The 26,879-nt window shown below is 65.7% G+C and carries 21 protein-coding genes and 1 tRNA gene; 15 read left to right on the plus strand and 7 right to left on the minus strand.

What is annotated here, in order from left to right; genetic code table 11:
* The first annotated feature begins 603 nt into the window (after nucleotides 1–603).
* Complete coding sequence (locus M8312_RS08305) at nucleotides 604–1,701, plus strand: alpha/beta hydrolase (protein ID WP_250117249.1); 1,098 nt, start codon at nucleotides 604–606, stop codon at nucleotides 1,699–1,701.
* A gap of 77 nt (nucleotides 1,702–1,778) precedes the next feature.
* Here M8312_RS08305 and M8312_RS08310 read toward each other — a convergent pair whose 3' ends face one another.
* Complete coding sequence (locus M8312_RS08310) at nucleotides 1,779–4,298, minus strand: cation-translocating P-type ATPase (protein WP_284070166.1); 2,520 nt, start codon at nucleotides 4,296–4,298, stop codon at nucleotides 1,779–1,781.
* Nucleotides 4,299–4,458: 160 nt separating this feature from the next.
* Nucleotides 4,459–4,545 (minus strand) — tRNA-Leu (locus tag M8312_RS08315).
* Nucleotides 4,546–4,670: 125 nt separating this feature from the next.
* On the opposite strand from M8312_RS08315, the gene M8312_RS08320 reads away from it, so the two are divergent.
* From M8312_RS08320 to M8312_RS08335, 4 genes are all read left to right on the plus strand, one after another.
* Complete coding sequence (locus M8312_RS08320) at nucleotides 4,671–5,645, plus strand: complex I NDUFA9 subunit family protein (protein ID WP_250117251.1); 975 nt, start codon at nucleotides 4,671–4,673, stop codon at nucleotides 5,643–5,645.
* A gap of 3 nt (nucleotides 5,646–5,648) precedes the next feature.
* Nucleotides 5,649–6,449 (plus strand): undecaprenyl-diphosphate phosphatase, encoded by an 801-nt coding sequence (locus M8312_RS08325; RefSeq protein ID WP_250117252.1) that lies wholly within the window; start codon nucleotides 5,649–5,651, stop codon nucleotides 6,447–6,449.
* Between the two features lie 71 nt (nucleotides 6,450–6,520).
* Entirely contained in the window at nucleotides 6,521–6,964 is a 444-nt protein-coding gene (locus M8312_RS08330; RefSeq protein WP_250117253.1) for a hypothetical protein, read from the plus strand.
* 62 nt (nucleotides 6,965–7,026) lie between these two features.
* Nucleotides 7,027–7,698: a glutathione S-transferase family protein gene (locus M8312_RS08335; RefSeq protein WP_250117254.1), complete on the plus strand. Its 672-nt coding sequence runs from the start codon at nucleotides 7,027–7,029 to the stop codon at nucleotides 7,696–7,698.
* Nucleotides 7,699–7,702: 4 nt separating this feature from the next.
* Here M8312_RS08335 and M8312_RS08340 read toward each other — a convergent pair whose 3' ends face one another.
* Both M8312_RS08340 and M8312_RS08345 read right to left on the minus strand, forming a co-directional pair.
* Entirely contained in the window at nucleotides 7,703–9,736 is a 2,034-nt protein-coding gene (locus tag M8312_RS08340) for an ATP-binding protein (RefSeq protein ID WP_250117255.1), read from the minus strand.
* On the minus strand, nucleotides 9,733–11,214 hold the full coding sequence (locus tag M8312_RS08345) for an ATPase domain-containing protein (protein ID WP_250117256.1): 1,482 nt from the start codon (nucleotides 11,212–11,214) through the stop codon (nucleotides 9,733–9,735). Before M8312_RS08345 ends, M8312_RS08340 begins: the two co-directional genes overlap by 4 nt.
* Before the next feature lie 200 nt (nucleotides 11,215–11,414).
* On the opposite strand from M8312_RS08345, the gene M8312_RS08350 reads away from it, so the two are divergent.
* Nucleotides 11,415–12,692 (plus strand): MFS transporter, encoded by a 1,278-nt coding sequence (locus M8312_RS08350; protein ID WP_250117257.1) that lies wholly within the window; start codon nucleotides 11,415–11,417, stop codon nucleotides 12,690–12,692.
* Here the strand turns inward: M8312_RS08350 and ubiG are convergent.
* Nucleotides 12,673–13,392, minus strand: coding sequence for a bifunctional 2-polyprenyl-6-hydroxyphenol methylase/3-demethylubiquinol 3-O-methyltransferase UbiG (gene ubiG / locus M8312_RS08355; RefSeq protein WP_250117258.1), 720 nt, complete (start codon nucleotides 13,390–13,392; stop codon nucleotides 12,673–12,675). The genes M8312_RS08350 and ubiG overlap by 20 nt on opposite strands.
* Nucleotides 13,393–13,450: 58 nt before the next feature.
* On the opposite strand from ubiG, the gene M8312_RS08360 reads away from it, so the two are divergent.
* The 3 genes from M8312_RS08360 (at nucleotide 13,451) to M8312_RS08370 (ending at nucleotide 16,694) form a co-directional block, all read left to right on the plus strand.
* Nucleotides 13,451–14,695 carry an aspartate kinase gene (locus tag M8312_RS08360; RefSeq protein WP_250117259.1) on the plus strand — a complete coding sequence of 415 codons (1,245 nt, stop codon included), beginning with the start codon at nucleotides 13,451–13,453 and terminating at the stop codon, nucleotides 14,693–14,695.
* A complete protein-coding gene (locus M8312_RS08365; RefSeq protein ID WP_250117260.1) occupies nucleotides 14,692–15,702 on the plus strand; it encodes an NAD(P)H-dependent flavin oxidoreductase in 1,011 nt (336 codons plus the stop codon). The genes M8312_RS08360 and M8312_RS08365 overlap by 4 nt, the downstream gene beginning before the upstream one ends.
* Nucleotides 15,703–15,773: 71 nt before the next feature.
* Nucleotides 15,774–16,694, plus strand: coding sequence for a J domain-containing protein (locus M8312_RS08370; RefSeq protein ID WP_250117261.1), 921 nt, complete (start codon nucleotides 15,774–15,776; stop codon nucleotides 16,692–16,694).
* A gap of 4 nt (nucleotides 16,695–16,698) precedes the next feature.
* Here the strand turns inward: M8312_RS08370 and M8312_RS08375 are convergent, their stop codons facing one another.
* The gene (locus M8312_RS08375) at nucleotides 16,699–17,952 is read right to left on the minus strand and encodes a glycoside hydrolase family protein (protein ID WP_250117262.1); all 1,254 of its coding nucleotides are present in this window, start codon (nucleotides 17,950–17,952) and stop codon (nucleotides 16,699–16,701) included.
* 61 nt (nucleotides 17,953–18,013) lie between these two features.
* Here M8312_RS08375 and ptsP point away from each other — a divergent pair, with 61 nt between their 5' ends.
* The 5 genes from ptsP (at nucleotide 18,014) to M8312_RS08400 (ending at nucleotide 23,825) form a co-directional block, all read left to right on the plus strand.
* A complete protein-coding gene (gene ptsP / locus M8312_RS08380; protein WP_250117263.1) occupies nucleotides 18,014–20,278 on the plus strand; it encodes a phosphoenolpyruvate--protein phosphotransferase in 2,265 nt (754 codons plus the stop codon).
* Between the two features lie 93 nt (nucleotides 20,279–20,371).
* Nucleotides 20,372–21,196, plus strand: a complete 825-nt coding sequence (locus M8312_RS08385; RefSeq protein ID WP_250117264.1) for a helix-turn-helix domain-containing protein — start codon at nucleotides 20,372–20,374, stop codon at nucleotides 21,194–21,196.
* A gap of 64 nt (nucleotides 21,197–21,260) precedes the next feature.
* The gene (locus M8312_RS08390) at nucleotides 21,261–22,154 is read left to right on the plus strand and encodes a tetratricopeptide repeat protein (RefSeq protein WP_250117265.1); all 894 of its coding nucleotides are present in this window, start codon (nucleotides 21,261–21,263) and stop codon (nucleotides 22,152–22,154) included.
* Entirely contained in the window at nucleotides 22,145–23,131 is a 987-nt protein-coding gene (gene tilS / locus M8312_RS08395) for a tRNA lysidine(34) synthetase TilS (protein WP_250117266.1), read from the plus strand. The genes M8312_RS08390 and tilS overlap by 10 nt, the downstream gene beginning before the upstream one ends.
* Before the next feature lie 28 nt (nucleotides 23,132–23,159).
* On the plus strand, nucleotides 23,160–23,825 hold the full coding sequence (locus tag M8312_RS08400; protein WP_250117267.1) for a hypothetical protein: 666 nt from the start codon (nucleotides 23,160–23,162) through the stop codon (nucleotides 23,823–23,825).
* Between the two features lie 37 nt (nucleotides 23,826–23,862).
* Here M8312_RS08400 and M8312_RS08405 read toward each other — a convergent pair whose 3' ends face one another.
* Nucleotides 23,863–24,717: a serine hydrolase gene (locus M8312_RS08405; RefSeq protein WP_250117268.1), complete on the minus strand. Its 855-nt coding sequence runs from the start codon at nucleotides 24,715–24,717 to the stop codon at nucleotides 23,863–23,865.
* 198 nt (nucleotides 24,718–24,915) lie between these two features.
* On the opposite strand from M8312_RS08405, the gene ftsH reads away from it, so the two are divergent.
* A complete protein-coding gene (ftsH, locus tag M8312_RS08410) occupies nucleotides 24,916–26,868 on the plus strand; it encodes an ATP-dependent zinc metalloprotease FtsH (protein ID WP_250117269.1) in 1,953 nt (650 codons plus the stop codon).
* The last annotated feature ends 11 nt before the right edge of the window (nucleotides 26,869–26,879 follow it).

Here is a 26,879-nt window from a genome sequence, read left to right on the forward strand (position 1 = left end):
GCCGTTATTGAAGAAAGCCTGTGCGGACGGGACCGCCGGAGTGATCGCGAACCCGCCAGTACCATATCCCGCCATGATGGCTGGCGACTTCGGCGCCGTCATGTCCGCGTGGTTCATGCCCGCATGCACGCCGGTTGGAGCCGTCGCTGGAGGTTCGCTATAGGCAGCGATCGACGTCGAGCTTGCCAAAAGAACGAGCAGAGCGCCGGCTCTAAGCATGTTTCATCCCCCCAAGCATGTCTCGAACAATCAGCCCAGCACCAGCTTGCCAAGCTAATTCGCCTTCTGCGTGCTTTCACTCTCGCTATACGTCGATTATCGGCTGCAGCGAAGCGCCTCTCCAGCCGTCGTAAGCAGATGGCCGCGTTCGGCACGAGTTCGTCGAGCGGACATGGGACACCTGGCTGAACGAGCATCCGCTGAAGGTGCTGCCATAGCAACCACGAAGAGTCCGTCTTGGGGCGTTGGCCTCTTCTGAAGACGTTAGCGAGGCTAACCGCCTCATGGCACCCCGCGACGGTTGCCGACGAGACAACCCGAGCTATCGTTGGTCACCCTTCATGGTTCACGGACACGCGCCTCATGTTATCCTTCCGCACTGCCTTGATCGCGATTCTGCTGGAACTTCTGCCCGCCGCCGCCCATGCCCAGACAGCCGTCGGTCCGCATAACCGCAGCGAGGCGCTCAAGATTATTGCCGGGCTCCGCCAGATCGTCAGCCCCGATGGATTGCAGGCTAGCGAGACAGTTCAAATCGGCGGCATCAAGCAGGTCCTGACCATCCGCAGCCAGGACTTGCGCAACCCGGTGCTAATCTATTTCCATGGTGGCCCTGGGTACATCGAGACGCCGCTCGACTGGTGGTGGGATCGCGGCTGGGACGAGTACTTCACCGTGGTTCATTGGGACCAACGCAATGCCGGGAAGACCTATACGGCAAGCGGACCGAACCCCCCCGGGCAACTCACGATCAATCGCTTCCAGCGCGACGCGGAAGAGGTCGTGCAATGGGCTCGCCATCGCTTCGGCAAGCGCAAGGTCTTCGTGCTTGGCCATAGCTGGGGCAGCATCATGGGGCTGCGGCTCGCCGCCGAGCATCCCGAGTGGCTTCATGCATACATAGGCCTCGGTCAGGGTACGAATGTCCCAGAAAGCGAACGCCGAGGCTGGGCCTGGACCCTCAAGCAGGCCGAGGCCGATCACAACGCCTTGGCCGTCCGCGAGCTACGTGCTCTGGCGCCATATGCGCCGGATCAGCGACCTATGCCGGTCAAGGCGATCCTTACCCAGCGCAAGTGGCTCAACTACTATGGCGGCGCCGCCTGGCATCGATCCGGAGCGGATTTCGAGGCTGCTGCGCTGAACCTCTCGCCCGACTATAGCGACGACGACTTCCGGAATGCCTTCAAGGGCCAGCCCGCCGTGACCGAGAACATGCTACCGCAAGTCCTGGCGACAGATCTGTCAGGAATTCGCGTTCTCCACGTACCGCTCCTGCTGTTCCTCGGTCGCCACGACGTCAACGTTTCGAGCGAGGTTGCGGCCGAGTGGTTTGCCAAAGTGCGTGCGCCCAAAAAGCGGTTGGTCTGGTTCGAGCACTCAGCGCACCAGATCACCAGCGAGGAACCGGGCAAGCTGCTTAACAGCCTCGTCACCTACGCCCGGCCAATCGCCGTCGCTGCCGGCGACAGCGCGCCGTAGGTTTAATGCGAAGGCGCCGGACCAGCTTGACTAGCGAAACCTCGGCCGACGCATGGAAGAGTTGGACTTGTCCTGCGCTACGAAGACACGGTGGCGCGACCACCCGGTCCAGCCGCCGACGGCGCTCTGATCGGGCGCAGCAGGCATCCGGCCAAAGGCGCCAGCAGCAGCCCGGTCAACATTCCCAACAGAACGGATCCGAGCGCCAACTGCAGAGATATCGGATCGAACTGCAGCAGGCTCCGAAACGGCTCAAGGAAGCCGGCAGCGACGAGCACTAGTCCCGTCACTGTTGCGATCAGCCAGACCAGTTTGGGGTAGCGGTTGGGTGCGTCCGGGCCGCTTCGCACTGACTGGAACGCAAGTGCGAGATGGCTCGACACAAGCGCAAGAAAGCCGGCAAAGCGCGCGGTGCCGTCGTAAGGCTCGACATGGCTTGCCCAAACGTAGAGGGCGAGAACCACGCCGAGGATCACTGATCCTTCAATCGCGGCTAAGACCAACTCCCTGGCTCCGAACAACGACTCGCCGACGGATCTCGGCGAGTGCCGCATCAAATCACGCTCGCTCGCGCGGCCTTCGAACACCACCGAGCAGAGCGGATCGATCAGCAGCTCGAGCAGTACAAGGTGCGCTGGGGTAAGAAGCATCGGCAGGCCAAGCAGAAGCGGTGCGAGCGCCAGTCCAGCTACTGGGACGTGCACGGCGGTAATATAGACCAAGGCGGCACGCAGGTTAGCGAAGATGCGGCGGCCGAGCGCGATACCGTCCACGATGGACAGCAGGCGGTCGTCGAGCAGGATCAAGTCGGATGATTGCCGTGCGACGTCCGTGCCGCGCTGGCCCATGGCGATTCCCACGTCCGCCGCAGCGAGAGCCGGAGCGTCGTTCACTCCATCACCGGTCATCGCAACCACTTGTCCTGCCTCCCGGAAACTGCGGACGAGGAGAAGCTTCTGGTCGGGAGCGATGCGGGCGAATACCCGGACGCGAGTGTCGACCAGCCCCTTCTCGGCGAGTTCGAAGCCAGTCTGAACTCCAGGCGCCGTATCGATTCCGGCTTCAGCGGCGGCATGCAGGGCAGTTGCAGGATAGTCGCCGGTGATCATCGCGATTTCGATGTCTGCCTTCCGGGCTCGGGCCAATGCCTCCGGAACATCTTCTCGCACCGGATCAACGAAGCCGAGCAACCCCTCGAAGTTATAAGCCAAGCTTGCGGGGTCCACGTCCGCACCGGCCGCCTGCGCGCTTGCGACGCCGAGCACGCGCAGGCCTTCGCCAGCAAATTGCTGCACGGCATGCTCAACGTCCTTCCGCCGTTCCTCGTCCAGATGGCACATCCCGAGGATTGTCTCCGGCGCCCCTTTCGCCGCGTAGGTCACTCTGCTTCCGTCGCATGGCCAGGCCTGAACAAAGGCAAGAAATTCCGGCCGCAGCGGATAAGAGCGAAGCGGCGACCCTTCAGGCGCGGCGCCCGCAACGGCGTGAACTGCGAGGTCGATCGGGTCATTGGGATTAACGGCCGATGCCCGCTGCGCCATCTTCAGCAACGTCTCGGAGGAGGATCCCAAACCGTCTTGGACGTCCTGGCGTCGCCCCTCTCGCCAAAGTGCGTGGAGGCGCATTCGATTTTGGGTGAGCGTTCCGGTCTTGTCGACACACAGCAAGGTTGTCGCGCCAAGCGTTTCGATGATGGCCGAACGACGTACCAGCACTTTTCGGTTGGCTAATCTCCAGGCGCCCAGCGCCAGGAAGATAAGCAGTACCATCGGAAATTCCTCGGGTACCAATGCGATTGCCAGCGTGAGACCGGTGAGTGCTCCCCCGAACCAGTCAGCGCGAAGCAGGCCGATGATCAGCGCCGCGATAACACAGAAGATCACCGCCAAAGCGCCGACGCGCTTCACCAGCCTCCCAATGTCTTTTTGCAGGCGGGTCGGCTCCTCCTCTAAAAGGCCCAATTCCGAGCCGATTTGCCCGATCTCGGTTGCTGTTCCTGTTCGGGCGACCTCCGCCACTCCGTGTCCGCGCAGAACGAGCGTTGAAGCGAAGATCGACGATCCCGTCGGCTCACCCGGGCGGACGAGCGTCCGATCAAAATCATTGGCAGGTATCTTGGTACAGGCTGCGGCCTCACCGGTAAGCGTCGACTCGTCGACCTCCAGGGCATCACCGGCGACCAGCACGGCATCCGCTGGCACGCGCGCGCCTTCGGAGATGAAGATGATGTCGCCAGGCACCAGCTCGGCCGCGGCAACCGTTTGCTTCCTGCCGTCGCGAAGCACCTCTGCACGAGGCGCCGCCAATGTCCGTAGCGCTTCCAGCGCTCGCTCGCTGCGCACCTGCTGGCCGACCGAAATGAGCACCGACACGCAGGCTCCGGCACCCAGGAACAACCCTTCGGTGAGGTCGCCGAGGATGAGGTACAAGCCCGCCGCGGCAGCGAGCAGCAGGACCATCGGTTCGCGCACCGTTTCAGAAACAATACTCAGGGCATTGCGAGTTTTCCGCCGATCAACCTCGTTACGCCCAACACGAGCAAGTCTGGCCAAGGCCTCCTCGCTGTTAAGCCCGACGAGAGTAGGTGGAGAGGACATGGCATTGATCTAGCGTTGTTCCGGGCAAGAGCTATCTATGGATCATTCCGGACAGACATCGCGACCCGCCATCCGCCAAAAAAGCGCGATTTGCGAGTAACATGCGCTTGTTATGGGTGATCGCGCGGCCAAAGGCGTAGTGCCCAGTTTTGACCGAGAGTGGTGCCCAGGAGAGGACTCGAACCTCCACGCCCTTGCGAGCGCCAGCACCTGAAGCTGGTGCGTCTACCAATTCCGCCACCTGGGCACAGGAGCTTCGTATCAGTGGTAGGCGGCGGCGCTTAGGGGAGCGCGGCGGCGGCTGTCAACGGCTTTGCACCACGGTTTTGCAGCTGCCTTGTTCGCCGCCCGGGCCGGCGCTAGGGCGCTCGCATGATCGATCCGGCAATCGACTGGCGCACGCGCGTCATTACCGTCCTGGGCGGCGGCGGCTTCATCGGCCGCTATGTCTGTGAGCAGCTGTTCAAGACGGGCGTCCGCCTGCGAGTGGCCCAGCGCCATCCGCGGCGTGCCTTCTTTCTTCAGCCGCTGGCGGCGGTTGGACAACTCGACCTGGTTGCGGTCGATATGAACAAGCCGGACAGCCTGGAGCGCGCGGTCGCCGGCTCTTGGGGCGTGATCAACCTGGTTGGCGCGTTCACAGGCAATCTCACGCAGGTTCATGCGGACAGCGCGGGAAAAGCGGCGGAGCTGGCCAGCGCGGCCGGTGCGGAAAGCTTCGTCCACGTGTCGGCGATCAATGCCGACCCGGAGAGCCCGAGCTACTACGGTTCAAGCAAGGGCCAGGGCGAGCAGGCCGTGCGTGCCGCATTTGCGAACGCCACCATCATGCGCCCCAGCTTGGTGTTCGGTCCGGAGGACCAGCTGACCAACCGCTTTGCTTCCCTGTCGCGGCTGCCATTCCTTCCTGTTTTGGCGGCTCGACGGCGGTTCCAGCCCGTCTACGTCCGCGATCTTGCCCAGGCGATTGCCGATGCTGCGCAGGATCCGGAAGAGTTTGGCGGCGAGACGTTTGAGATCGGCGGCCCGCAAGTCATGACCATGCACGAGCTCAACGCCGCCATCGCCCGCGCGGCGGGGCAATCGCCCGAGATCATCGACTTGCCCGACTTCGTCAGCGCGGCGATGAGCCGGCTGGGCTTCCTGCCCGGTGCGCCGCTGACCCGCGACCAGTGGCTTATGCTGGCGCAGGACAATGTCGTTCACGAGGGAGCGGCCGGTCTCGCGGCCTTCGGGATCGAGCCCACGCCGCTCGCCAGCGTCGCGCCTGAATGGCTTGGCCGCTTTGAGGATGGTGGACGCTTCCAACGCAGCCAGCGTCGGAACAGCCAGCCGAGCGCCGGCTGAGCCATGCCCATCCTGTTGCTCGTCATCATCCTCGGCATCGTCGAGGGGCTGACCGAATATCTGCCGGTTAGCTCGACCGGACACCTGATCCTCGCGACCGAGCTGATGGGCTTCAATGCCGACCGCTGGGCGCTTTTCAACGTGGCGATTCAGCCGGGGGCGATCCTGGCGATCGTCTTTCTCTACTGGCGGACGTTCTGGACGGTGGCGAAGGGCCTGTTCGGCCTTGAACATGGACCACTGATCTTTGTCCGCAACGTGCTGGTGGCATTCATTCCCGCCGTGGTGCTCGGCCTCGCCTTCAACAAATATATCGAGGAGATGCTGGGCAGCGCCGTTGTCGTTGCCTGGGCGCTCATCATCGGCGGCGTTGCCATCCTCGTCGTCGAGCGCTTTGCGAAGACGACGGAGACCGGTGGGATCACCGGCGTTAGCCTGAAGCAGTCGGCGATGATCGGCCTGGTGCAGTGCCTAGCGATGGTTCCCGGCGTCAGCCGCTCTGGGGCGACCATTCTCGGCGCGATGAGCTTCGGGGTCGATCGCCGAACTGCCGCCGAGTTCAGCTTCTTCCTGGCCGTGCCGACGCTTGCCGGAGCCACCGTTCTCCAGCTGGCGAAGCACCACGATCAGCTGCAAAGCGGCATGGGTGGCTATATCCTGCTCGGCGCCTTGGTGTCGTTCCTGGTCGCGGTGGTGGTGGTCAAGAGCTTCATGGCGATCATCACCCGCTTTGGCTTCGCGCCCTTCGCCTGGTATCGCATCATTGCTGGCGGCGCGGCACTGGCCTGGCTAGCCTTCCGCTAGGGGCCGTTCAGGCAGGGCTCAGGGCGTTGTGTTACAAGCAATTCTTTCGTGAGTCGGCGCGAGGAACTGTCATGCGTTTGCCCATCCTGTTCGCCACCCTTGGCATCGCCAGCCCGGCACTCGCGCAACCCTACCCCTATGCTCCGCCACCCCCACCTCCCGGTGCGGCGCAGCTGCCACCGGAGATCGCGAGCGGCGAGTTCGTCGACCGGATGCAGCCCGTGGTGCGGGCCTTAAGCCATGCACTGCTCGACATGCCGGTGGGCGAGCTCGAAGCGGCTGTCGAAGGCCGGCCGGTCACGCCGTACGATCGTCGCAAGCGGCTGGGCGATGTCGCTGGGGTCGACGAACGACAGCTTGATCGAGAAATCTCGGCGAACGGACAAAAGGTCCGTTCCGGAACACAGTCGATGGTACGTGCCCTGCCGGTGATCCAGCGCGCGCTCAACGAGGCCGGGGACCAGGTCGCACGCGCGATCGACAACCTGCCTTCGCCCGCTTACCCGCGCATGTAATCTCCGCCAGCGATTATCCGGTGGCTGGACGCGAGGGAGCGAACCGCTAAAGCCACGGGTCGATGTGGCAGCTCCTCCAATTTCCGCTTTGTCCCTTCTCCCGCAAGGTCCGCCTGGTGATGGCCGAGAAGGCCGTCGCGGTGGAGTTGATCCGCGAATATCCGTGGGAGCGGCGCGATGAGTTCGTCGATCTGAACCCCGCCGGGGAAACCCCGGTGCTGGTCGAACCAGATCAAGGCCTGACCCTGATCGGCTCGCAGCCGATCGCCGAATATTTCGAGGAGACGGTCCAGCGCTCGCCGTTGATTATCGGCGACTCCGCCATGCGCGCCGAAATCCGCCGGCTGGTGGAATGGTTCGACGAGAAGCTGTTCCGGGAAGTGGTCGAGCCGCTGATGGTGGAGCGGATGCGCAAGCGGCTCGTCAACAAGGAAAGCCCTGATACCAGGGTGCTGCGGGACGCCATGCGGGTCGGCAACAATCACCTCGACTATCTCGACTATCTGCTCGACCACCGCCGCTGGATGGCCGGCCCAGCAATCAGCCTGGCCGACTTCGCCGCCGCCGCGCAGCTGAGCGTCATCGACTATCTCGGCGCGCTCGACTGGCGCGGGCACAAGCAGACCAAGGACTGGTATGCGGTGATGAAGTCGCGGCCGAGCTTCCGTCCCTTGCTGGCTGAGCGGATGGACGTGATCGTCCCGCCCAATCACTACGACAAGGTCGACTTCTAGCTGCTCAGACCGCCGCCTTGGCGAGGGAGCGGGCGTCGGCCTTGCGCAGCAGCCGAGCCAGCGCCGCCACCAGGTCGCTTTGCCGGAAGGGCTTGGCAAGCTGCGGCAGGCTCAGCTGGAGGTCGCCCCCGGCATAACCGGTAACCACCAGGATCGGCAGGTCGGGCCGATCGACCTGGACCCGCTCAGCCAATTCCGCGCCGCTCATCCGCGGCATCACGTAATCAGTGATGAGCGCATCGATCTTCAGGCCTTCCGCGAGCATCGCCAGCGCCTGCGCTCCGCCACCCGCCTCATGCACTTGGTGCCCGAGCTCGCGAAGCATTTCAGCGGTACCCTTGCGAACGAGATCCTCGTCGTCGACGAGAAGGACATCGAGCGGGCGAAGCTCGGTGAGCTGCGGCGAGCGTCGCGCCTTGAGCGGGTGCGCCGCTTGCTCCGCCACCGGCAGGTAAAGGGCGGCGCGGGTGCCCTGCCCGACCGTGCTGCTCAACTCGAACTTGCCGCCGAGCTGGGCAGCAAGACCGTGGACCATTGACAGGCCCAAGCCCGTCCCCTTGCCGATACCTTTGGTCGAGAAGAAGGGTTCCACCGCCCGCGCGAGGGTCGGCCCGTCCATGCCGACGCCGCTGTCCGACACGGTCAGGCGAATATACTCTCCCGGCTGGAGACCGTCGTCAGTGCTCTGGCCACATTTCAATGCGGATGCGGAAATCGTCAGCCGGCCGCCGCCCGGCATGGCGTCGCGGGCGTTGACGCACAGGTTGAGGATGGCGAGCTCAAGCTGATTGGGATCGGCCAGCGCGGTCAATCGGCCGCCGTCGACGGCGGTCCGCACCTCAACGTTGGCACCGACCGAACTCGTTACCAGATCGCCCATTCCGTCCAGCAGCGCGCCGATGTCCACGGCCCGTGTCTCGAGCGTCTGCCGGCGGGCGAAGCCGAGCAGGCGGTTGACCAAGATCTTGGCTCGCTCGGCCGATTGCAGCGCGCCATCGAGCAGACGCGCCGCCCGCGGATCGCTGCTGGCATAGCGGCGGTTGATGACGTCCAGCGCGCCAGTGATCGGCGTCAGCAGATTATTGATGTCGTGCGCCACGCCGCCGGTCAGCTGCCCGATCATCTCAAGCTTCTGGGCCTCGTGCAGCTGCGCGGTGGCGACCGCGCGTTCGTGCACGGCTTCCTCCACGCGCTTCTCCAGCGTTTCATTGAGGTCGCGCAATTCCCGTTCCGCCTGTTTGCGCGCGGTCACATCCTGGAAGATCAGCGCGACCTCGTTGCGCTCGGCCGGTTCGATCCGGAACGAAGCCATCTCCAGCAGGCGGCCGTTATGGCCGATCTCCGCCTCGAAGCGCTCCGGCTTGCCGGTCAACAGCACCGAACGGTGGCGCTCGATCCAGAAGTCTGCCTCGCCGGGGAAGCGCTGCCGAAGTGTGCGGCCAAGTTGCTGCCGTTCGCCCGTGTGCCGCTCGTAAGCCGGGTTCGCCTGCACCAGCACATAGTCTGACAGCGGGCCCTCCGGCCCGTCGATGAAGCGGATGACGCAGAAGCCCTCGTCCATCGTGTCGAACAGCGTTCGGTAGCGAAGCTCGCTTTCACGCAAGTCCTCGAGCCGGCTACGGGCTTCATATTGGCGGCGACGCCCGCGCAGGGCTGAACGGGCAAGGCTGACCAGTGTGGTCGGGTGGAACGGCCGTTCGAGAAAGGTGACGTTGCCCAGCACGTCGAGGTAGCGCACTGCCGCCGGGTTGCGCTCCAGCCCGCCACCACGGCTGGTCAGGAGGATGAAGGGCAGGTCGGACCATTCCTCCTGGTCGCCAAGCCAGTTGGCGAGCGGGTGGAGGTCGGCGGCGCTGATCGCCTCTTCGGTCATCACGACGAAGGCGGCACCGGCATCAAGCTCGGCCAGCAGGGAAGCGAGGCCGGCGCAGACCGCCGCCTCGATGCCCGACTCGCGCAGCATGGCGGCGGCGATGAGCGCGTCCCGGCCGTGCGGCGCGAGTACCAGTGCGCGTTCGGATAGGGTAGTGCGCTTCACCCGTTCTCTTGTCCAAGCAAGGCGTCTTCGCCGACCAGCATCGGAACCCCGCGCAAGATGCCCTGAAAATTGACGAGCGGTTCCCCGAGGCTCACCCCATCCTTGCTGATCTGATATTCGCGGATCGTGTCCTCGTGGGCGCCCGTCCGTTTCTTGACGACGGAGATAGCGCGACGGACGCGGCCCAGCGCCTCGAAATAGCGCAGCAGCACCACCGTGTCGGCCAGGTAGGTGATGTCCACGGGCGCCCTCATGTCGCCAACCAGGCCATGCTGGGCAACCGTCAGGATGGTCGTGGCGCCGCGCCGATTCAGATATTGCAGCAGCTCGTGCATGTGCAGGATCAGAGCATGCTCGCCGGGCATCGCCGACTGGTAGCCATTCAGGCTGTCGATCACGACCGTTCGAGCGCCATGGACCTCGACGGAGACCCGCACCCGCTCGGAAAATTCCCCTGGCGTAAGCTCGGCCGCGTCGACCTGCTCGATGACCAGTGCGCCGGAAGCGACCATCGCCTGAAGGTCGATTCCAAGCGCCAGCGCGCGGGTGATTAGCAGCCCGAGTTCCTCGTCGAAGACGAACATCGCGCACTTCTCGCCGCGCCGAATTGCGTCCGTGACAACGATGAGGCTGAGGATCGATTTGCCCGTGCCGGCCGGACCCAGGATGAGCAGGCTTGACCCGCGCTCCACACCACCGCCGAGCAGGTCGTCCAGCCGCGGGATGCCGGTGCGTGAAATGTCGCGGGGAATGGTGCCCCGATGCTCGGCCGAGACCAGCCGCGGAAACACGCGTACGCCGCCGGTGTGAATGGCGAAGTCGTGATAGCCGCCGCGGAATCTCCGTCCGCGATACTTGAGTACCCGCAGGCGCCGGCGCTCGCCGCCATATTCAGGCGACAATTCTTCCAGCCGGACCACGCCGTGTGCGACTGAATGAACGGTCTTGTCGTTGGCATCGCTGGTCAGGTCGTCGAGCAGCATCACCGTGGCCCGCTGCCGAGCGAAGTAATGCTTCAGAGATAGGATCTGCCGCCGGTAACGAAGCGAGCTCTGCGCCAACAAGCGGATTTCCGACAAGCTGTCGAGTACGACCCGATCGGGCCTGACCTGCTCGAACGTCTCGAAGATGCGCTTGGTGGTCTCTCCCAGCTCCAGGTCCGAGGAATAGAGCAGGCTCTGCTGCTGATCCTCGTCGAGCAGACTTTCGGGCGGGACCAGTTCGAAGATGTCGATCCCGTCCATCTTCCAGTCGTGCGAGCGCGCGGTGGCGCGCAACTCATCCTCGGTCTCTGACAGGGTGATGTAGAGGCAGCGTTCACCCGCGTCGGCGCCAGCCCGGAGGAACTGCATGGCAACGGTGGTCTTGCCTGTGCCTGGGCTCCCCTCGAACAGGAACACCCGGGCGCGCTCTAGCCCGCCGGCGAGAACGTCATCGAGTCCTGTAATTCCGGTCGCCGCATCGGCCGGTGATGGCATCTTTTACTCCCTCGCACTCAGCTCGCTTCGACCTTCAACGAACGAAGGCAAAATAAGTCGCCCTCCGCAACGAGGCTCCTGACGCATGTGCCGCCCCTGCACAACGTCGTTTGCACAAAACTGTTCGCTTTTGCAGCGGCTTAGCCACTCATGACCAGCCAAGACTAGTCAAGCTCGGCCCGCTGCGACAGGTTGCCGGCATGGTCACGCACAATGAACGCCACCGCCCGGTCGCCAACGGCTCGCTGGCCATCGCTGCCTTCTCGACCGTGGTCGAATGGTATGACTTCACCCTTTACCTCTATTTCGCGACCGTCCTTTCGCGGGTGATGTTCGGAGGGGGCGAGCAGGGACTGCTGACGGCGCTCGCCAGCTTCGCACTGGCCTATCTGCTGCGTCCCTTGGGCGCGCTCTTCTTCGGGCATGTCGGCGACCGTTATGGCCGGCGACGGTCGCTGCTGCTCAGCGTTGCGCTGATGACGGCGGCGATGCTGGCGATGGCCTTGCTTCCGACCCACGCCCAAGTCGGGCCGAGCGCCGGCTTACTGATGGTGGCGCTGCGCTGCGTCATGGGATTCGCGGTGGGCGGCGAATATACCGGCGTGGTCGCCTATCTGCTCGAAGGCGCGCCGGTGCATCGGCGCGGGTTCGTCACTTCGCTGGCAGCGGCCGCAAGCGAAGTCGGTGGATTGCTCGCCGTCTTCCTGTCGGCGCTGACGGTCAGCCTGATACCGGCCGGAGCGCTGGAAACCTGGGGCTGGCGCCTGCCCTTTCTGTTCGGCGCGGCGCTGGCGGGGGGCGTCTGGGCGCTTCGAACGACGGTGGCTGAAAGCCCGGAGTTCGAGCGGCAGCAGGCGGCCGGCACGGTACCATCCGAACCGCTGTCTCACGCCCTCAGATACCACCGAGCCGGCATCCTGCGAGGCTTTGCCATCTCTGCCTTGGGTTCGATCACCTACTACGTCGGCATTTCCTACGTACCGGCCTTCCTCACCTCCATCGGCTCTCGCAGCGAGACGACCAGCCTGTGGTGGTCAACCGCCGCCGCCGTCGCGGTGATCGCGGTGACGCCGTTCGTCGGCATCGCTGCCGACCGCTTCGGACGCAAGCCGCCGCTCCTCGTCCTGGCGTGTCTGAGCGCCTTGCTGCCCGGGACAATGTTCTGGCTGATGGCCGGGGGCTCACCGGTGCTGGCGCTTGGCGGAACATTGGTGCTCGCCTGTCTGGCGGGCGGAGTCAGCGCGGTCGGGGCGGTCGCCACGGCCGAGCAATTCACGGGCGAGGGGCGCCTCACCGGGTTGGCGCTGGGGGCCACCGTATCGACCGCCATCTTCGGAGGCCTGACGCCCTATGTCGCGCAAAGGCTAAGCGCGGCGAGCGGCTGGCCAAGCGCACCCGGGCTGATGATCGCCGTGGTTGCGGTTTGCGTCCTGCCGGTGCTGTGGCGGCTGCCGGAGACTAGGCCCGAACGGCGCTGACCAGATAATTGAGGCGAAGGTCGTCGCTGAGGTGCAGCCCACGCCCCGGCGACACCGCGATCCCGGCCGTGTCGCACAGCTTCAGCCCCGCGCCTCTCAGCAGCTCACCCAATTGATCGGGTGGGATGAACTGATCATAGTCGTGCGTTCCGTGCGGTATTCGCCCGAAGCCCTCCGCCAGCGTGATGGTCAGCAGCTTCGACCAGCCAGTCTTGTTCGGAGTCGACATGATCAGCAGGCCGCCGGGCGCAAGCCGATCGGCCAGCGAGCGGACAAAGGCGGCCGGATCGGCGACATGCTCGATCACTTCCATCGCGGTGACGAAGTCGAACCGACCCTCCACTTCCTCGACCCCTCCCGCACGATAATCGATGGCGAGCCCCTGCGCCTCGGCGTGAGTCCGCGCGGCAGCAATCAACTCCGGCGCCGCATCGATTCCGGTGACGCAAGCGCCCAGGCGGGTCAGCGGCTCGCACAGCAGCCCCGCACCGCAGCCGATGTCCAGGGCCGACCGGCCCGCCAGCGGCCGCAGCGCGCGCTCGTCGCTTTGCCAATGCTGGTCAATCCGATCGCGAATATAGGCGAGGCGCACGGGGTTCAGCCGGTGAAGCATGGCCGACGCACCCGTTGGGTCCCACCAGTCGCCCGCCATGGCGCCGAAGTGCGCGGCCTCGCGGCCCACGATGCTTGTCTCTGCCATGCGCGCCTCCTAACAGGGCGCCGCTTCTTCCACCATCAGGACCTTGGCCCGACCCTTAATGGCCCGCATCGTGATGAAATTCGGCGGCACCTCCATGGCCGGGATCGAGCGCATCCGCTCGGTCGCGGAACGGGTGCAGCGTGAGGCGGCGTCGGGCAACGAGGTCGCCGTGGTGGTCAGCGCGATGGCCGGCGAAACCGACCGGCTGGTGCAGCTCTGCCGGGAAGCCGCCGCGCTCTACGACCCGCGCGAATATGACGTGGTGGTCGCCAGCGGAGAGCAGGTCACCAGCGGCCTTCTTGCCATCACCTTGCAGGGCATGGGGCTGAAGGCCCGCTCCTACATGGGATGGCAGCTGCCGATCCGCGCCTCGGGCCACGTCAGCGCACTCATTGAAGGCATCGACGTCGCCGTACTGAACCGGGTTTTCGACGAGGGCGGCATTGCCGTCATTCCGGGCTTCCAAGGGGTCACTGGCGACAATGCGCTGGCGACGCTTGGTCGCGGTGGCTCGGATACATCGGCGGTGGCACTGGCCGTTGCCATGAATGCCGACCGCTGCGACATCTACACCGACGTCGATGGCGTCTACACGACCGATCCGCGGATCGTACCGCGCGCGCGCAAGCTCGACACCGTCACCTACGAGGAGATGCTCGAGCTGGCCTCGGTTGGCGCCAAGGTGCTGCAGACCCGCTCAGTCGGCCTCGCCATGCGCTTCAACATGCCGCTTCAGGTGCTGTCCTCATTCGAGGACCGGCCGGGCACCATGATCGTGAGCGAAGATGCGCTCGAAGGGAAAGAAATGGAACGCAACGTCGTCACCGGCATCGCCCATGACCTCAACGAAGCGCGCGTCACCCTGTCCGGCCTGCCTGATCGGGCCGGTGCGGTCGCGGCCGTGTTCGCTCCGCTTGCGGCCGCCAACATCAACGTCGACATGATCGTGCAGTCGGTGCCGCGAGCCGGGGCTCCGAGCGACCTCACCTTCACCGTTCCCAGAGCCAGCCTGCCGCACACGGTGGCCGAGCTGGAGAAGGTGCGCGACAAGGTCGGCTTCACCGACATCCTCACCGACACGGACGTGGTGAAAGTCAGCGCGGTCGGCGTCGGCATGCGATCCAACGCCGGGATCGCCGCCAAGATGTTCGACACGCTCGCCGAACGGGGCATCAACATCCTCGCCATCACTACCTCGGAGATCAAGGTCAGCGTGCTCATCCCCGAGGATTACACCGAGCTTGCGGTTCGCGTGCTCCACACCGCCTTCGGCCTCGATGCCCGCCAGGAGAGTGCCGCGTGAGCGTTCAGCGCCTCAATGAACTATGGTCCCGCGGGACCGACTTCCTCGGCTGCGAGCACGCCATCCTCGGCGGGGCGATGAGCTGGGTTTCCGAGCGCAACCTCGTTTCCGCCATCAGCAACGCCGGCGGCTTTGGCGTGATCGCCTGCGGCGCGATGAACCCGGAACTGCTCGACAACGAAATCCGCGAGACCAAGGCGCGTACGGAGCGGCCGTTCGGTGTCAATCTGATCACCATGCACCCGCAGCTGACCGAGCTGATCGAGGTCTGCGGTCGGCATGGGGTCAGCCACATCGTGCTTGCCGGCGGACTTCCACCCGGCGGCGCGATCGACAAGATCAAGGCGACCGGCGCCAAGCTCATCGCCTTCGCGCCGGCGCTCAGCCTCGCGAAGAAACTGATGCGCTCGGGCGCGGACGCCATCGTCATCGAAGGGATGGAAGCGGGCGGTCACATCGGACCGGTTTCGACCAGCGTGCTGGCGCAAGAGATCCTGCCGCATGTCTCCGCGGACATCCCGGTGTTCGTCGCGGGGGGCATTGGCCGCGGCGAGGCGATCGCGGCGTATCTGGAGATGGGCGCGGCTGGAGTGCAACTCGGCACCCGCTTTGTCTGCGCGACCGAGAGCATCGCGCACGCCAACTTCAAGAAAGCGTTCATACGCGCCTCCGCCCGCGATGCGGTGCCCAGCGTTCAGATCGATCCGCGCCTGCCGGTCATCCCCGTGCGCGCGCTCAAGAACAAGGAAACCGAGCGCTTCGCCGCCAAGCAACGCGAGATCGCCGAGCATCTCGACGGCAAGCGGCTGGAGATGGCCGAGGCGCAGCTTCAAATCGAACATTATTGGGCAGGTGCCCTTCGCCGAGCCGTGATCGACGGCGATGTCGAGACCGGCAGCGTCATGGCTGGCCAGTCAGTCGGCATGGTCACCAAGGAGCAGCCCACGGCCGAGATCATCGCCGAGCTGGTCGAGGAGGCGGCGACAGCATTGGCGCGGCGGTCCTAAGACCCGGTTGCGAAGGCGGCCGAAGGTGGCACAACGAGCCGGACGAATGACCCTTGACCTGGCAGGCTTCATTGACGGCGACTGATCCCTACGAGATCCTGGGAATTGGCCCAGCCGCCGACGATGCCACCATCCGCGCCGCCTACCGGGCGGGAATGAAGCGCTTCCACCCCGATCAAAATGCCGCCCCCGACGCGGCCGACAAGGCCCGCCTAGTCGCGTCCGCTTACCGGTTGCTCAGCGACCCCGACCAGCGCGCCCGCTACGATCGCCAGCAGGCGATGCGTGAGCAGGTCATCGCCCCGCCACCGCCGCCAACACCACGGTCGGCGCCGCGCGGACGGCTCGGCGGGTTGGCGCTCGTTGTTCTGAGCGCCGGGATCGTCGGCTTTGCGCTTACTCGACTGAACGGCCCCATGCCCCAGGCATCATCGGCGCCATCCGTACGACCTGCCTTGGCCTCGCCTCGTGCCGATGCCGAGCAGCAACTCGCTGATGCGGTCCCGCCCTCAGCGGTCATCGCCGGACCGGGAGACAATAGCGCTGCGCGCACGGCATCGGCGCCGATTTCCGTCGCGCCTTCGCCGCCGCCGCCGATCACCCTTTCAATCAAGGCACCAGATCTGACCCTGCCAAAAACGGGACGGCAACCCGCGCCCGCGTTCCGCGAGCATGCCCCCAGTCCCTTGCCAGCCCCGACCGACATTCAAGGCAAGCCTCTACCCGCATCTGCTGCGCAACTCGCCAAGCCCGCGACCGATGAGTGCGAGACCGCCGCCACCTGCGCGCGCATCGACCTGGCCGCTCTCGATCGAATGCAGACCCTGCTCTACAATCAAAGCCTGGCCAACGCACCTCCAGCCAAACAGGCGCGGCTGCTGAGCACCCGATCGAGCTTCATTGCGCGGCTCGGCCGTTGCGCTTCGGCGGTGTGCAAGCGCGATGCCTATCTCGACCGCAATCGAGAGATCGCCGACCTCATGCGCAGCTGACGGCTCAATGCCAGTCGGCGTCAGCCGTCGGGCGCAATTCCGCCGCAGCCTTGCGAACGTCGTCGAGTTCCACGGCACTGTCGAAGGGATCGTCGTCGAGCTCCTGCACCCGGTTCAATCGTGTCTGCCACAGGCGTAGTTCGTCGACATAGGGCTGGAACGGTACCCGCATCAGTGCGCCGGAAGGCAGCTTCTGCAGGTCCGCGATGCCGTTATTGAGCATCGTGCCCTTGTGCCAGTCGGGCATGTCCACGCCCGGAAACAGGCAGATACCTTGCAGGTCGATACCGCGGTTCACAGCTGCGAGCGCCTCGCACGCCACGTCACGCAGCCAATCGTCGCGGCCGCCCTCGAGTCCCGATGTCTCGGCAATAATGCAGGGGCGTCCGTAACGCTTGGCGCCGCGCTCGATCAGGTCGGCCAGCGGCAGGATGCGATCGTCGCCGGGCTCAAGCGCGGCGTGCGGCCCCTGCTCGCGATATTCCATCTGCCCGAAGCTGTAGTTGTTGAAGCCCGCGATATCGAGGATCTCAGGGCTCCCGCCGAGCTCCGGCCAGCCGCGGCCGGAGATCGCATCAAAGGCAATATACGCGTCCTCGCATTCCTCCCGCTGCGCTGCTTCGGCAAGGCCGGGCCGGTCGCGCGGCGGGACCACATGGATCAGCGGATCAATGTGGACGAAGCGCGCGTCCGGCAGCTCGGCCCGGATCGCCTTCACCGCCGCGATGTCGGCCTTGCACATCGCCAGCGTCAGCCGCCGGCGCGTCTCCCGGTCACGGCCGAACGGCGCTGCCCAGGCCCACTCACCGGCCATGTACCCGAAGAAGGTGATCTCGTTCATCGGCGTGAAGATCGGCGGACCGTGGTGCGCGTGTGCAGCAACGTGCTTGGCGGCAGCGACCGCGTAGCGGACGAAATGCTCCGCGAAGCCGTCGTCGAACGGGTCGCAATGATCGGGGTAGCCGTAATGGCACAGGTCCCAGATCGGTAGGACCTGCGTCTGGCGCTGCGCGGTGAGGAAAGGTTCGATGTAGCTGAAGTCGTAGGTGCCGTGGCCCTTGTCGACCAGCGGCCAGGGAATGCCCTCTCGCGCCACGCCGATGCCAAGGGAGGCGAGCAGGCGATAGTCCTCGTCGGCATGGACCCGGTGCTGCGTTTCCTCGCAGAGGTCGCGGCGGCCGACGTCCTTCCACTTGAAGGTCGAACATTCGAAGCCGCTCAGGAAGAAAGTTGGGAAAATTCCGGGGTTGTTGGCCATGGTGCGTTAACGCGCCATCGGTCCGCTTGGAACCGTGCAGTCTTCCTGATAGCCCAAGCGGATGCCGCTGACCGCCGCCAACGCTGCCCGGGAGATTCTGACCGGTCTCCACGAGGTGATGGCCAAACGCGGGTCGGCGCAGGCCAAGCTCGATCGGGTCGTGGACCTCATCGCAGCGGCGATGAAGAGCGAAGTCTGCTCCATTTATCTGCTGCGCGACAATGCGCTGGAATTGTTCGCCACCCATGGCCTGCGCAAGGAAGCGGTGCATGTCACCCGGCTGCAGCTTGGCCAGGGGCTGGTAGGGACCATCGCGGCGCAGGGTCGAATCCTCAACCTCGCGGAGGCGGACACGCATCCGGCCTTCGCCTACCGGCCGGAGACGGGTGAGGAGAGCTTCCACAGCTTCGCCGGAGTGCCGATCGTCCGCCGCGAAAATGCGATCGGCGTGCTTGCGGTCCAGCATGCCGAGGCTCGGCGCTACGAAGATGTCGAGATCGAGGCCTTGCAGACGGTCGCGATGGTGCTGGCCGAACTGATTGCGGGCGCGAGGCTCGCCGATGGCCAGGAGCGGCGGCGAAGCAAGGAAGGCATGATCCGCCTGGCGGGCCTTAAGCTGGTCGCCGGCATGGCGCGCGGCACCGCCGTGTTCCACGAGCCCCGGATCGTGGTCGAACAGACGGTGGCAGACGATCCCGAACTCGAGCGGGCGCGGGTGATCGCCGCCTTCCGCCGCATGCGTGAGCAGATCGAGCACATGACCCGCGAGGCCGAGTTCGGCGTCGCCGGCGAGCATCAGGAGATCCTCGAGACCTACAAGATGTTCGCCTATGACGAGGGCTGGGTTCGCCGCATCAACCAGGCGATCGACAGCGGCCTGACGGCCGAGGCAGCGATCGAGCGGGTGCAGCAGCGCACCCGGGCGCGAATGCAGGAAATCGACGATCCGCTGCTGAAAGAGCGGATGCACGACCTCGAAGATCTCGCCAACCGGCTGCTGCGGATCGTCTCGGGCCGGATCGGCACCGCCGCCCAGACGGGCCTGACCCGCGATGCAGTCCTTATCGCCCGCAACATGGGTCCGGCCGAGCTGCTTGAATATGACCGGCGGCGGCTGAAGGCGGTGGTGCTCGAAGAAGGTTCGCTCACCAGTCACATGGTGATCGTCGCCCGCGCGATCGGCGTGCCCGTGATCGGCCGCGTGACCGATATCCGCCACATCGCCAACGAAGGCGATAGCATCCTGGTTGACGGTGATCAGGGCAGCCTGGTGGTCCGCCCGACGAGCCAGGTTGGGACGAGCTTCGATCAGCGGATGGCGATGAGCCTTCGCCGGCGGGCCGAGTTCGCGGCCATCCGCAACGAGCCGCCGATCACTCGCGACGGCCGCCGCTGCACGCTGATGGTCAATGCTGGACTGGCCGACGATGTCGACCAGCTCGAGGCAGCGGGTGCCGACGGGATCGGCCTCTTCCGCACCGAGTTTCAGTTCCTGGTCTCTGCCACCCTGCCCGGCCGCGACAGCCAGCTGCGGCTTTACCGCCAGGTTCTCGACGCGGCAGGTGACAAGCCGGTGGTGTTCCGAACCGTCGACATCGGCGGCGACAAGGCACTGCCATACCTGTCCGACGAACGAGACGAGAGCGAGAACCCCGCCATGGGCTGGCGGGCGCTGCGCCTGTCGCTCTCGCGCACCGCCCTGATGAAGGCGCAAGCTCGCGCGCTGATCGAGGCCGCCGACCGCCGCGTGCTGCGGGTGATGTTCCCGATGGTGTCAGAGCCGTGGGAATATGAGCAGGCGCGTGCCCTGTTCGAGGAGCAGCTGACCTGGGCGCGCGAGCACCGCCGTCTCCAGCCGGCGCGGGTCGAATTCGGCGCCATGCTCGAAGTGCCGAGCCTCGCCGAAACCCTTGACCTGCTGCTGCCCCGCGTCGATTTTCTATCAATTGGGACGAATGACCTCACCCAATTCCTCTTCGCGGCGGACCGCGCCGACCCGCGCCTCGCCAACCGGTACGATTGGCTGAGCCCAGCCATCCTCCGCTTCCTCCGCCGGGTTACGCGAGAGGCGACGGCCGCTGGCGTACCGGTCCGCGTCTGTGGCGAAATGGGCGGGCGCCCGCTGGAAGCGATGGCGCTGATTGGGATCGGGATCGAGAATTTCTCCATCACGCCGGCCGCGGTCGGGGCCGTCAAGGCGATGGTTCGCTCGCTGGATTCCGCCGCCATTCGCGAGCGGATGGAACAGCTGCTCGCGCGCCCGCCCCGCGACATGCGCAAGACGCTGACCGAGTGGGCGCGGCGACAGGGCGTGATGCTGGGGTGAGTGTCTCCCTTCGGCGTTGACTTGCCGACATTCAGCTAGAAGAAGAACGGGCCGCCTGAACAAGAGCCGGCGAGCGTAGCGGCGGGGAACAGCATGGCTGACGAAGTGGAAGCGACTGGCGAAGCGACCGTAGGCGAGCGTCTGCGCGCCGCCCGCGAGGCTCAAGGCATGAGCCTGGAGGACGTTGCCACCCGCACCCGCATTCCCACACGCCATCTGCAGAGCCTCGAAGCCAGCGAATGGCACAAACTTCCTGCCAGCACTTATTCGATGGGTTTCGCCAAGTCCTACGCCACTGCCATCGGGCTGGATCGCAATGAGATCGGCGACGCGCTCCGGCTCGAGATGAGCGGGTACAACCCGCGCCAAAGCAGTACCGTTGAGGTGTTCGAACCGGCTGATCCGGCCCGCGTCATGCCCAAGTGGCTGGTGCTGCTGGCAGTGGTCGCCGTGATTGCGGTGATCGCCGGCCTCATGTTCATGCAGAAGCGTGAGTTGAGCGGGGACGACGGTCAGGCGGCGAGTGCGCCGGCCTCGGAAGTGGCAGCGCACCCATCGTCCAACGACGCCGCGCCGGCACCCGCCGCGCCAGCAATCGGAGGGCCGGTGGTGCTCACTGCCAACGAGCCTGTCTGGCTTCAGGTCAGCGAAAAGGGCGGCGCGAACCTGTTCCAGGGCGAACTCAAGTCGGGCCAGAGCTACGAAGTGCCCGCCGCCGCCAAAGCGCCAGTGCTCAAAACCGGCAAGCCAGAGGCGCTGCGCATTTCCGTCGGGACCGCCGACGCACCGGCCGTCGGACCGGCTGGGCAGACCGTCCGCGACGTTTCGCTGCGGGCCGCGGACCTGATGCGTGGCGGCACTCCCGCGGCATCTCCGACCGCCGCAACGCCGGCTGCCCCGCTTTCGCCGACGCGCTGATTCATGCTGGCGCAAGACGCTGCTGGGCACGATGGATCATCACTTCAGACTCTCGGGATTAATCATGCGTAGCCTGCTTGCCACCACTGCCATTCTGCTCCTCGCCGTGACCGGTCCGGCCGCGGCGCAGCAGCGCCAGGCCACGCCCGAGCAGCGGGTCGAGCGCCTCGAGCGCCAGGTCCGCCAGCTGCAGGGACGGATCTTCCCCAAGGGCCAGCCGGTCGACACAGCCGGCCTTTCTGACGAACCCGCCGCCAGTCAGGTGGTGGTCACGGCGCTCAGCAATCGGCTGGACAGCATCGAGCGGTCGCTGACGGACATCACTCGCACCAACGAGGAGAATGCCCAGCGCATCGGAACGCTGGAGGCGGAGATCGCCCGGCTGAAAGCCGATAGCGACCAGCGCCTCCGTGCGATCGAGAATGCCGCCCCCCCCGCGTCAACCGGTCCGGCCACGAACGCCGCGAGCAACGACGACCGGCCGGCCAGCACGTCCCCGCAGGTCGCCGAACGGCCGCGCGCAGCCCCGCCGCCCGTCACGACGCCGCCAAAGACCGGTGATCTCAACGCCGATGCGGAGGCGGCCTACGACGTCGGCTACCAGCTATGGCAGCAGAAGAAGTATGACCAAGCGGTCGCAGCGCTGCGCGCGATGGCTTCGTCCTTCCCGAACCACCGCCGGGTGAGCTGGGCCAACAACCTTGCGGGGCGTGCCCTGCTCGACAAGGGCGAGTATCGCGCTGCGGCCGAGGCGCTGCTTGCCAACTACCGCGGCAACCCGCGCGGCGAGCGAGCTGCCGATAGCCTTTACTACCTCGGCCAGGCGCTGATGGGACTGAAGCAGCCGACCCAGGCCTGCAAGGCCTACGCCGAGCTCGAGCAGGTGTATGGCGACAAGGTTCGCCCGGACCTCAAGGCAATGCTGTCGCCGGCCAAGGCCAAGGCGGGGTGCCGGTAAGACCCGACGAGACACTGGTCGAGCGGTTCCGCCGCTCGCTTGCGGAATTGATCCCTCTTGATGAGGGTCGGATCGGAATCGCCGTTTCGGGGGGACCCGACAGTGTCGCCTTGCTGCTGCTCGCAGCGGCTACCCTGCCAAACCGTGTCGAGGCCGCGACGGTGGATCACCGCTTCCGCGGCAGCAGCGCCGGCGAGGCCTTGGGGGTTGCTGCCCTGTGCAGCAGGATCGACGTTCCGCACGCAACGCTGACCCTCGACTGGACGCCGCCGGTTGCCAATCGACAGGCCCGTGCGCGAGAGGCACGCTATGTGGCGCTCGGCCGATGGGCAGCGGAGCGTGGGCTGGCAGCCGTCGCGACGGCTCATCACCTGGATGATCAGGCGGAGACCCTGCTCATGCGCCTCGATCGTGGCGCAGGAATTGCCGGGCTGTCCGGCGTGCGATCCGAGATCGTCCTTGCCACCGGCGGGAACAGCGCGCTCAAGCTGATCCGCCCGCTGCTGGGGTGGCGCCGGGCCGAACTCACGGCGGTCCCAGCAGAACTGGGCGTTTCGACCATTGCCGACCCGTCCAACACGGATCCAGCGCACGACCGCAGCCGTGCCCGCGCGTGGCTGGAGCGCTCGCCCGACTGGCCCTCGCGCACCAGAATGGCCAGCAGTGCGCGGTATCTCGGCGAGGCGGATGCGGCGCTGGACTGGGCGGCCGCCGACTTGCTTGCCCGGCGATTGAGTGGTCCGGCGGAGGCCCCGCTGCTGGACCCTGAGGGTATCCCAAGTGAATTGAAGAGGCGCCTGCTGCTGCTGATGGTTGGTGGCTTCAACGCTTCGTCGGGGCCACCACGGAGCGATCGTGTAACCCGCGCCTTGCGACTGCTCGACGCGGGCAGGGTCGCGACGATCGGCGGGGTAGTGATTCGGCCGCGGGCAGGCCGGTGGAGCTTCGCGCCGGCCCCACCACGCGGAAGGAAGTAGCCTGGCACGTGCGACCCAGCACGCCAGAATGGAGCGAACCACAACCCTTGTTTCAGTGGTGCTTGGCCACAGCGTGCTGATGAACGCGCAAAGCCCGATATCCAGCGCTGCCGTTGAGGACCGGCGCGGGCTTGCGCGGACCAACCTTTACCTCGCGGCGAGCTTGCGCTGGGGCGGAAACACGATCGCGGTGCGGGTTCGCAACCTCAGCCAGCACGGAGCGCTGGTCGAGGCGGGCGTGCTGCCACCACCCGGTACGCCGGTGGAACTGACTAGGGGGCGGCTGGGCGCCATGGGTGTCACCGCCTGGACGCACGCCGGTCGGGCCGGACTGCGGCTGCTGGATGCGATCTCGGCGCGGGACTGGATGGCGCCTGTCCTCCACAAGGGGCAGCAACAGGTGGATGCGGTGATCGCCGCGGTACGCAGCGGCGACCGGCCCACCAGCTGGCCTCGCCCTGTTGCGCCTTCACCGAGCACTCCAGCTGACGATCTGCGCCTCGCGAGAACCTTGCTGCACCGTCTGTCGGATCAATTGGCCGACGATGCCGCGCTTGTCGCCCGCCATGGCCCGGGGCTTCAGCTTCTGGACCTGGTGCAGCAATTGCTCGATGCGATGAGCGGCGTCGAACAGGCCGGGACAGCTCGACTCACCGACCTGCGCCGCGCGGCCTCGGCGGCTCTGGCAGACTAGATCGTCCGCCCTTGAAGTCGGTCACTGCAAAGGGCCGTTAACGGCCGCCGAAAGCGGGAGTGACACCGCCCATCGTACCCGGAATCATCCGAAGAAAGCCGTCGTAGATGGTACGGGCGGCCTGCGCGATCGAGTTTGGGCGGTCGCTGCCGCCCCGGGCGAACAGCGCCAAGGCGATGCGCCGGCCGTCGGGCATGGTAATGAAACCGACATCGCTGGTGTAGTTGTTGAGCGTACCCGTCTTGTGCTCCACCAGCACGGTCGGATCGAGCAGGCCCCGGATCCGGTTCGAACCGGTGGCGCAGCGCCGCATCACACTGAGGAGATAAAGCCGGCTCTGCGGCGTCAGGACGTTGCCGCGATCGATCTGCCGCAGCAGCGTCACCATGGCTTCCGGCGTGGCGCTGTCGCGAACGTCGAACAGGTCCCGCGGGGAGGCGAGCAGCTGAGCAATGGTGCGGTTCACACGGATGCCGGTCAGCTTGTGAAAGTCGATCCACTCCTGAACCGTCGCAGGGCCGCCCAAGTTACGGATCAGGATGTCGGTCGCGATGTTGTTGCTGTGGATGAGCATCGCTTCCATCAGTGAACGCGCGCTCAGCGTACCGATGCGGTCGTCCAGCGAGCGCCGGCCATGATCCACTTGGCTGAGGTAGGCGGCGGCAACCGCGACCTTGACCGTGCTGGCCATCGGATAGGCCTTGTCGCCGTGAATTGAGACCATCTTACCGCTGTCGAGGTCGAGCGCGGCGACGCCGATGTCGCCAGGGCGGCTGGCCACCAGGGCGCGAAGCTGGCTTTCGAGACCCTGGAGTTCAGGAGGAGCCGCCGCCACCGCAGGCGCGGCGACGAGCAGGTCGAGGAAGGCAAAAAGGGCAGCAATCCGGCGCAATCGCCACTCCATCACATGAGAATGCCTGTTGGATCATATCGTTAGCTGCTGAATGGTTGCTTGACTCCCCAGTCGTGCCACAAACCGGGACAAGCCGTGCATGAAGGTCGACAAGTCGACGCCGGGACGTTGCATTGCATGTAAAGGCTGAAAGCCTACATTACTGGCAGACCAATTTCGCAAAGCGACACGCGCCTCATGAACGACAAGGAAAAGAAGCCCGGCAACCCTTGGACCAAGAGCCTGCTCATCTGGGTCGCGGTTCTGTTCGGGCTGGTTCTGTTCGCCCAACTGATCGACGGCGGCAGTCGCACGGCAACCGGCGACCAGATGGCCTATTCGGACTTTGTCCGGCAGGTGAACGAGGGCAACGTCAAGTCGGTGACCACCGCGGCGAGCTCCACGGGCATGCAGGCGATCGCTGGCAAGCTCAACGACGGGCGTTCCTTCCGCACGACCGCTCCGGCGGACGCGCAGGTCACCGAGAAGCTGATCGCCAAGAACGTCACGGTCCAGGCCAAGGAGCCTGAGCAGTCCAGCTTGTGGATGCTGTTGCTCTATAACAGCCTGCCCTTCATCCTGATCCTCGGCGTCAGCTTCTTCATCATGCGCCAGATGCAGAAGAATGCCGGCGGCGGGGCCATGGGCTTCGGCAAGAGCCGCGCGCGCATGCTGACGCAGAAGGAAGGCCGAGTGACCTTCGCCGACGTGGCCGGCATCGACGAGGCTCGCGAGGAGCTTCAGGAGATCGTCGAGTTCCTGAAGGATCCGGGCAAGTTCGCGCGACTGGGTGGCAAGATCCCGAAGGGCGCGCTGCTGGTCGGCTCGCCCGGTACCGGCAAGACCCTGCTCGCCCGCGCCATCGCGGGTGAAGCGGGCGTGCCCTTCTTCACCATCTCGGGTTCGGACTTCGTCGAGATGTTCGTTGGCGTGGGCGCAAGCCGCGTCCGCGACATGTTCGAGCAGGCCAAGAAGTCGGCCCCTTGCATCGTCTTCATCGACGAGATCGACGCGGTCGGCCGCCATCGTGGCGCCGGCCTCGGCAACGGCAATGACGAGCGCGAACAGACGCTGAACCAGCTGTTGGTCGAAATGGACGGCTTCGAGGCCAATGAAGGCATCATCATCATCGCCGCAACCAACCGTCCGGACGTGCTCGACCCCGCGCTGCTGCGCCCGGGCCGCTTCGACCGGCAGGTAATGGTTCCTCGGCCCGACATCGATGGGCGCGAGCAGATCCTGGGCGTGCACATGAAGAAGGTGCCGTTGGCGCCGGACGTCGACGCTCGCGTCATCGCCCGCGGCACCCCCGGCTTCTCCGGCGCCGACCTCGCCAACCTCGTGAACGAAGCAGCGCTGCTGGCCGCCCGCCGTGGCAAGCGGCTGGTCGCGGCGCAGGAGTTCGACGACGCTCGCGACAAGGTCATGATGGGCGCCGAGCGGCGGTCCATGGTGATGACCGAAGACGAGAAGAAGATGACCGCCTACCATGAGGCGGGCCATGCCCTTGTCTTCGCGCATGAGCCGACCGCTGATCCGATCCACAAGGCGACGATCATTCCGCGCGGCTTCGCGCTGGGCATGGTGCAGCCGCTGCCCGAACGCGACAGCTACAGCTATCATCGCGACAAGATGCACGCCGACCTGGCGGTGGCGTTCGGTGGCCGCGTCGCCGAAGAGCTGATCTTTGGCCACGAGAAGGTGTCGTCCGGCGCCTCGAGCGACATCCAGCAGGCGACCCGGCTCGCCCGCGCCATGGTGACCAAGTGGGGCATGTCCGACGCGCTCGGTCCCTTGGACTTCTCCGAGGGTGAGGAGACGCCGACCGGCTACTTCGCACCCCAGCAGAAGCGCATGTCGGGTGAGACCATCAAGCTGATCGACAGCGAGGTGAAGCGCTTCGTCGAAGGCGGGCTGGAGCGGGCGCGCGAGATCCTCGGCACCCACATCGACCAGCTGCACCTGATCGCCAAGGCGTTGCTCGAATATGAGACGCTGACCGGTGAGGAGATCAAGACCTTGCTTTCCGGCGGGACGATCGACCGCGGTTCGTCGAGCAGCAAGCCGACCATTCCGTCGGCCGGAAGCTCGGTGCCCAAGAGCCGCAAACCGTTGGGCGGGATCGGCGGAGCGGCGCCCGCGGGAGCGTAAGCGCCCTTCTA

The organism is Sphingomonas sp. KRR8 (genome assembly GCF_023559245.1).
GTDB lineage: Bacteria > Pseudomonadota > Alphaproteobacteria > Sphingomonadales > Sphingomonadaceae > Sphingomicrobium.

Coding starts and splice junctions, on each gene's coding strand:
- M8312_RS08310 (WP_284070166.1), bottom strand. CDS start 4,298: ATGTCCTCTCCACCTACTCTCGTCGGGCTTAACAGCGAGGAGGCCTTG.
- M8312_RS08320 (WP_250117251.1), top strand. CDS start 4,671: ATGATCGATCCGGCAATCGACTGGCGCACGCGCGTCATTACCGTCCTG.
- M8312_RS08325 (WP_250117252.1), top strand. CDS start 5,649: ATGCCCATCCTGTTGCTCGTCATCATCCTCGGCATCGTCGAGGGGCTG.
- M8312_RS08330 (WP_250117253.1), top strand. CDS start 6,521: ATGCGTTTGCCCATCCTGTTCGCCACCCTTGGCATCGCCAGCCCGGCA.
- M8312_RS08335 (WP_250117254.1), top strand. CDS start 7,027: ATGTGGCAGCTCCTCCAATTTCCGCTTTGTCCCTTCTCCCGCAAGGTC.
- M8312_RS08345 (WP_250117256.1), bottom strand. CDS start 11,214: ATGCCATCACCGGCCGATGCGGCGACCGGAATTACAGGACTCGATGAC.
- M8312_RS08350 (WP_250117257.1), top strand. CDS start 11,415: ATGGTCACGCACAATGAACGCCACCGCCCGGTCGCCAACGGCTCGCTG.
- ubiG (WP_250117258.1), bottom strand. CDS start 13,392: ATGGCAGAGACAAGCATCGTGGGCCGCGAGGCCGCGCACTTCGGCGCC.
- M8312_RS08360 (WP_250117259.1), top strand. CDS start 13,451: ATGGCCCGCATCGTGATGAAATTCGGCGGCACCTCCATGGCCGGGATC.
- M8312_RS08375 (WP_250117262.1), bottom strand. CDS start 17,952: ATGGCCAACAACCCCGGAATTTTCCCAACTTTCTTCCTGAGCGGCTTC.
- ptsP (WP_250117263.1), top strand. CDS start 18,014: ATGCCGCTGACCGCCGCCAACGCTGCCCGGGAGATTCTGACCGGTCTC.
- M8312_RS08385 (WP_250117264.1), top strand. CDS start 20,372: ATGGCTGACGAAGTGGAAGCGACTGGCGAAGCGACCGTAGGCGAGCGT.
- M8312_RS08390 (WP_250117265.1), top strand. CDS start 21,261: ATGCGTAGCCTGCTTGCCACCACTGCCATTCTGCTCCTCGCCGTGACC.
- M8312_RS08400 (WP_250117267.1), top strand. CDS start 23,160: ATGGAGCGAACCACAACCCTTGTTTCAGTGGTGCTTGGCCACAGCGTG.
- ftsH (WP_250117269.1), top strand. CDS start 24,916: ATGAACGACAAGGAAAAGAAGCCCGGCAACCCTTGGACCAAGAGCCTG.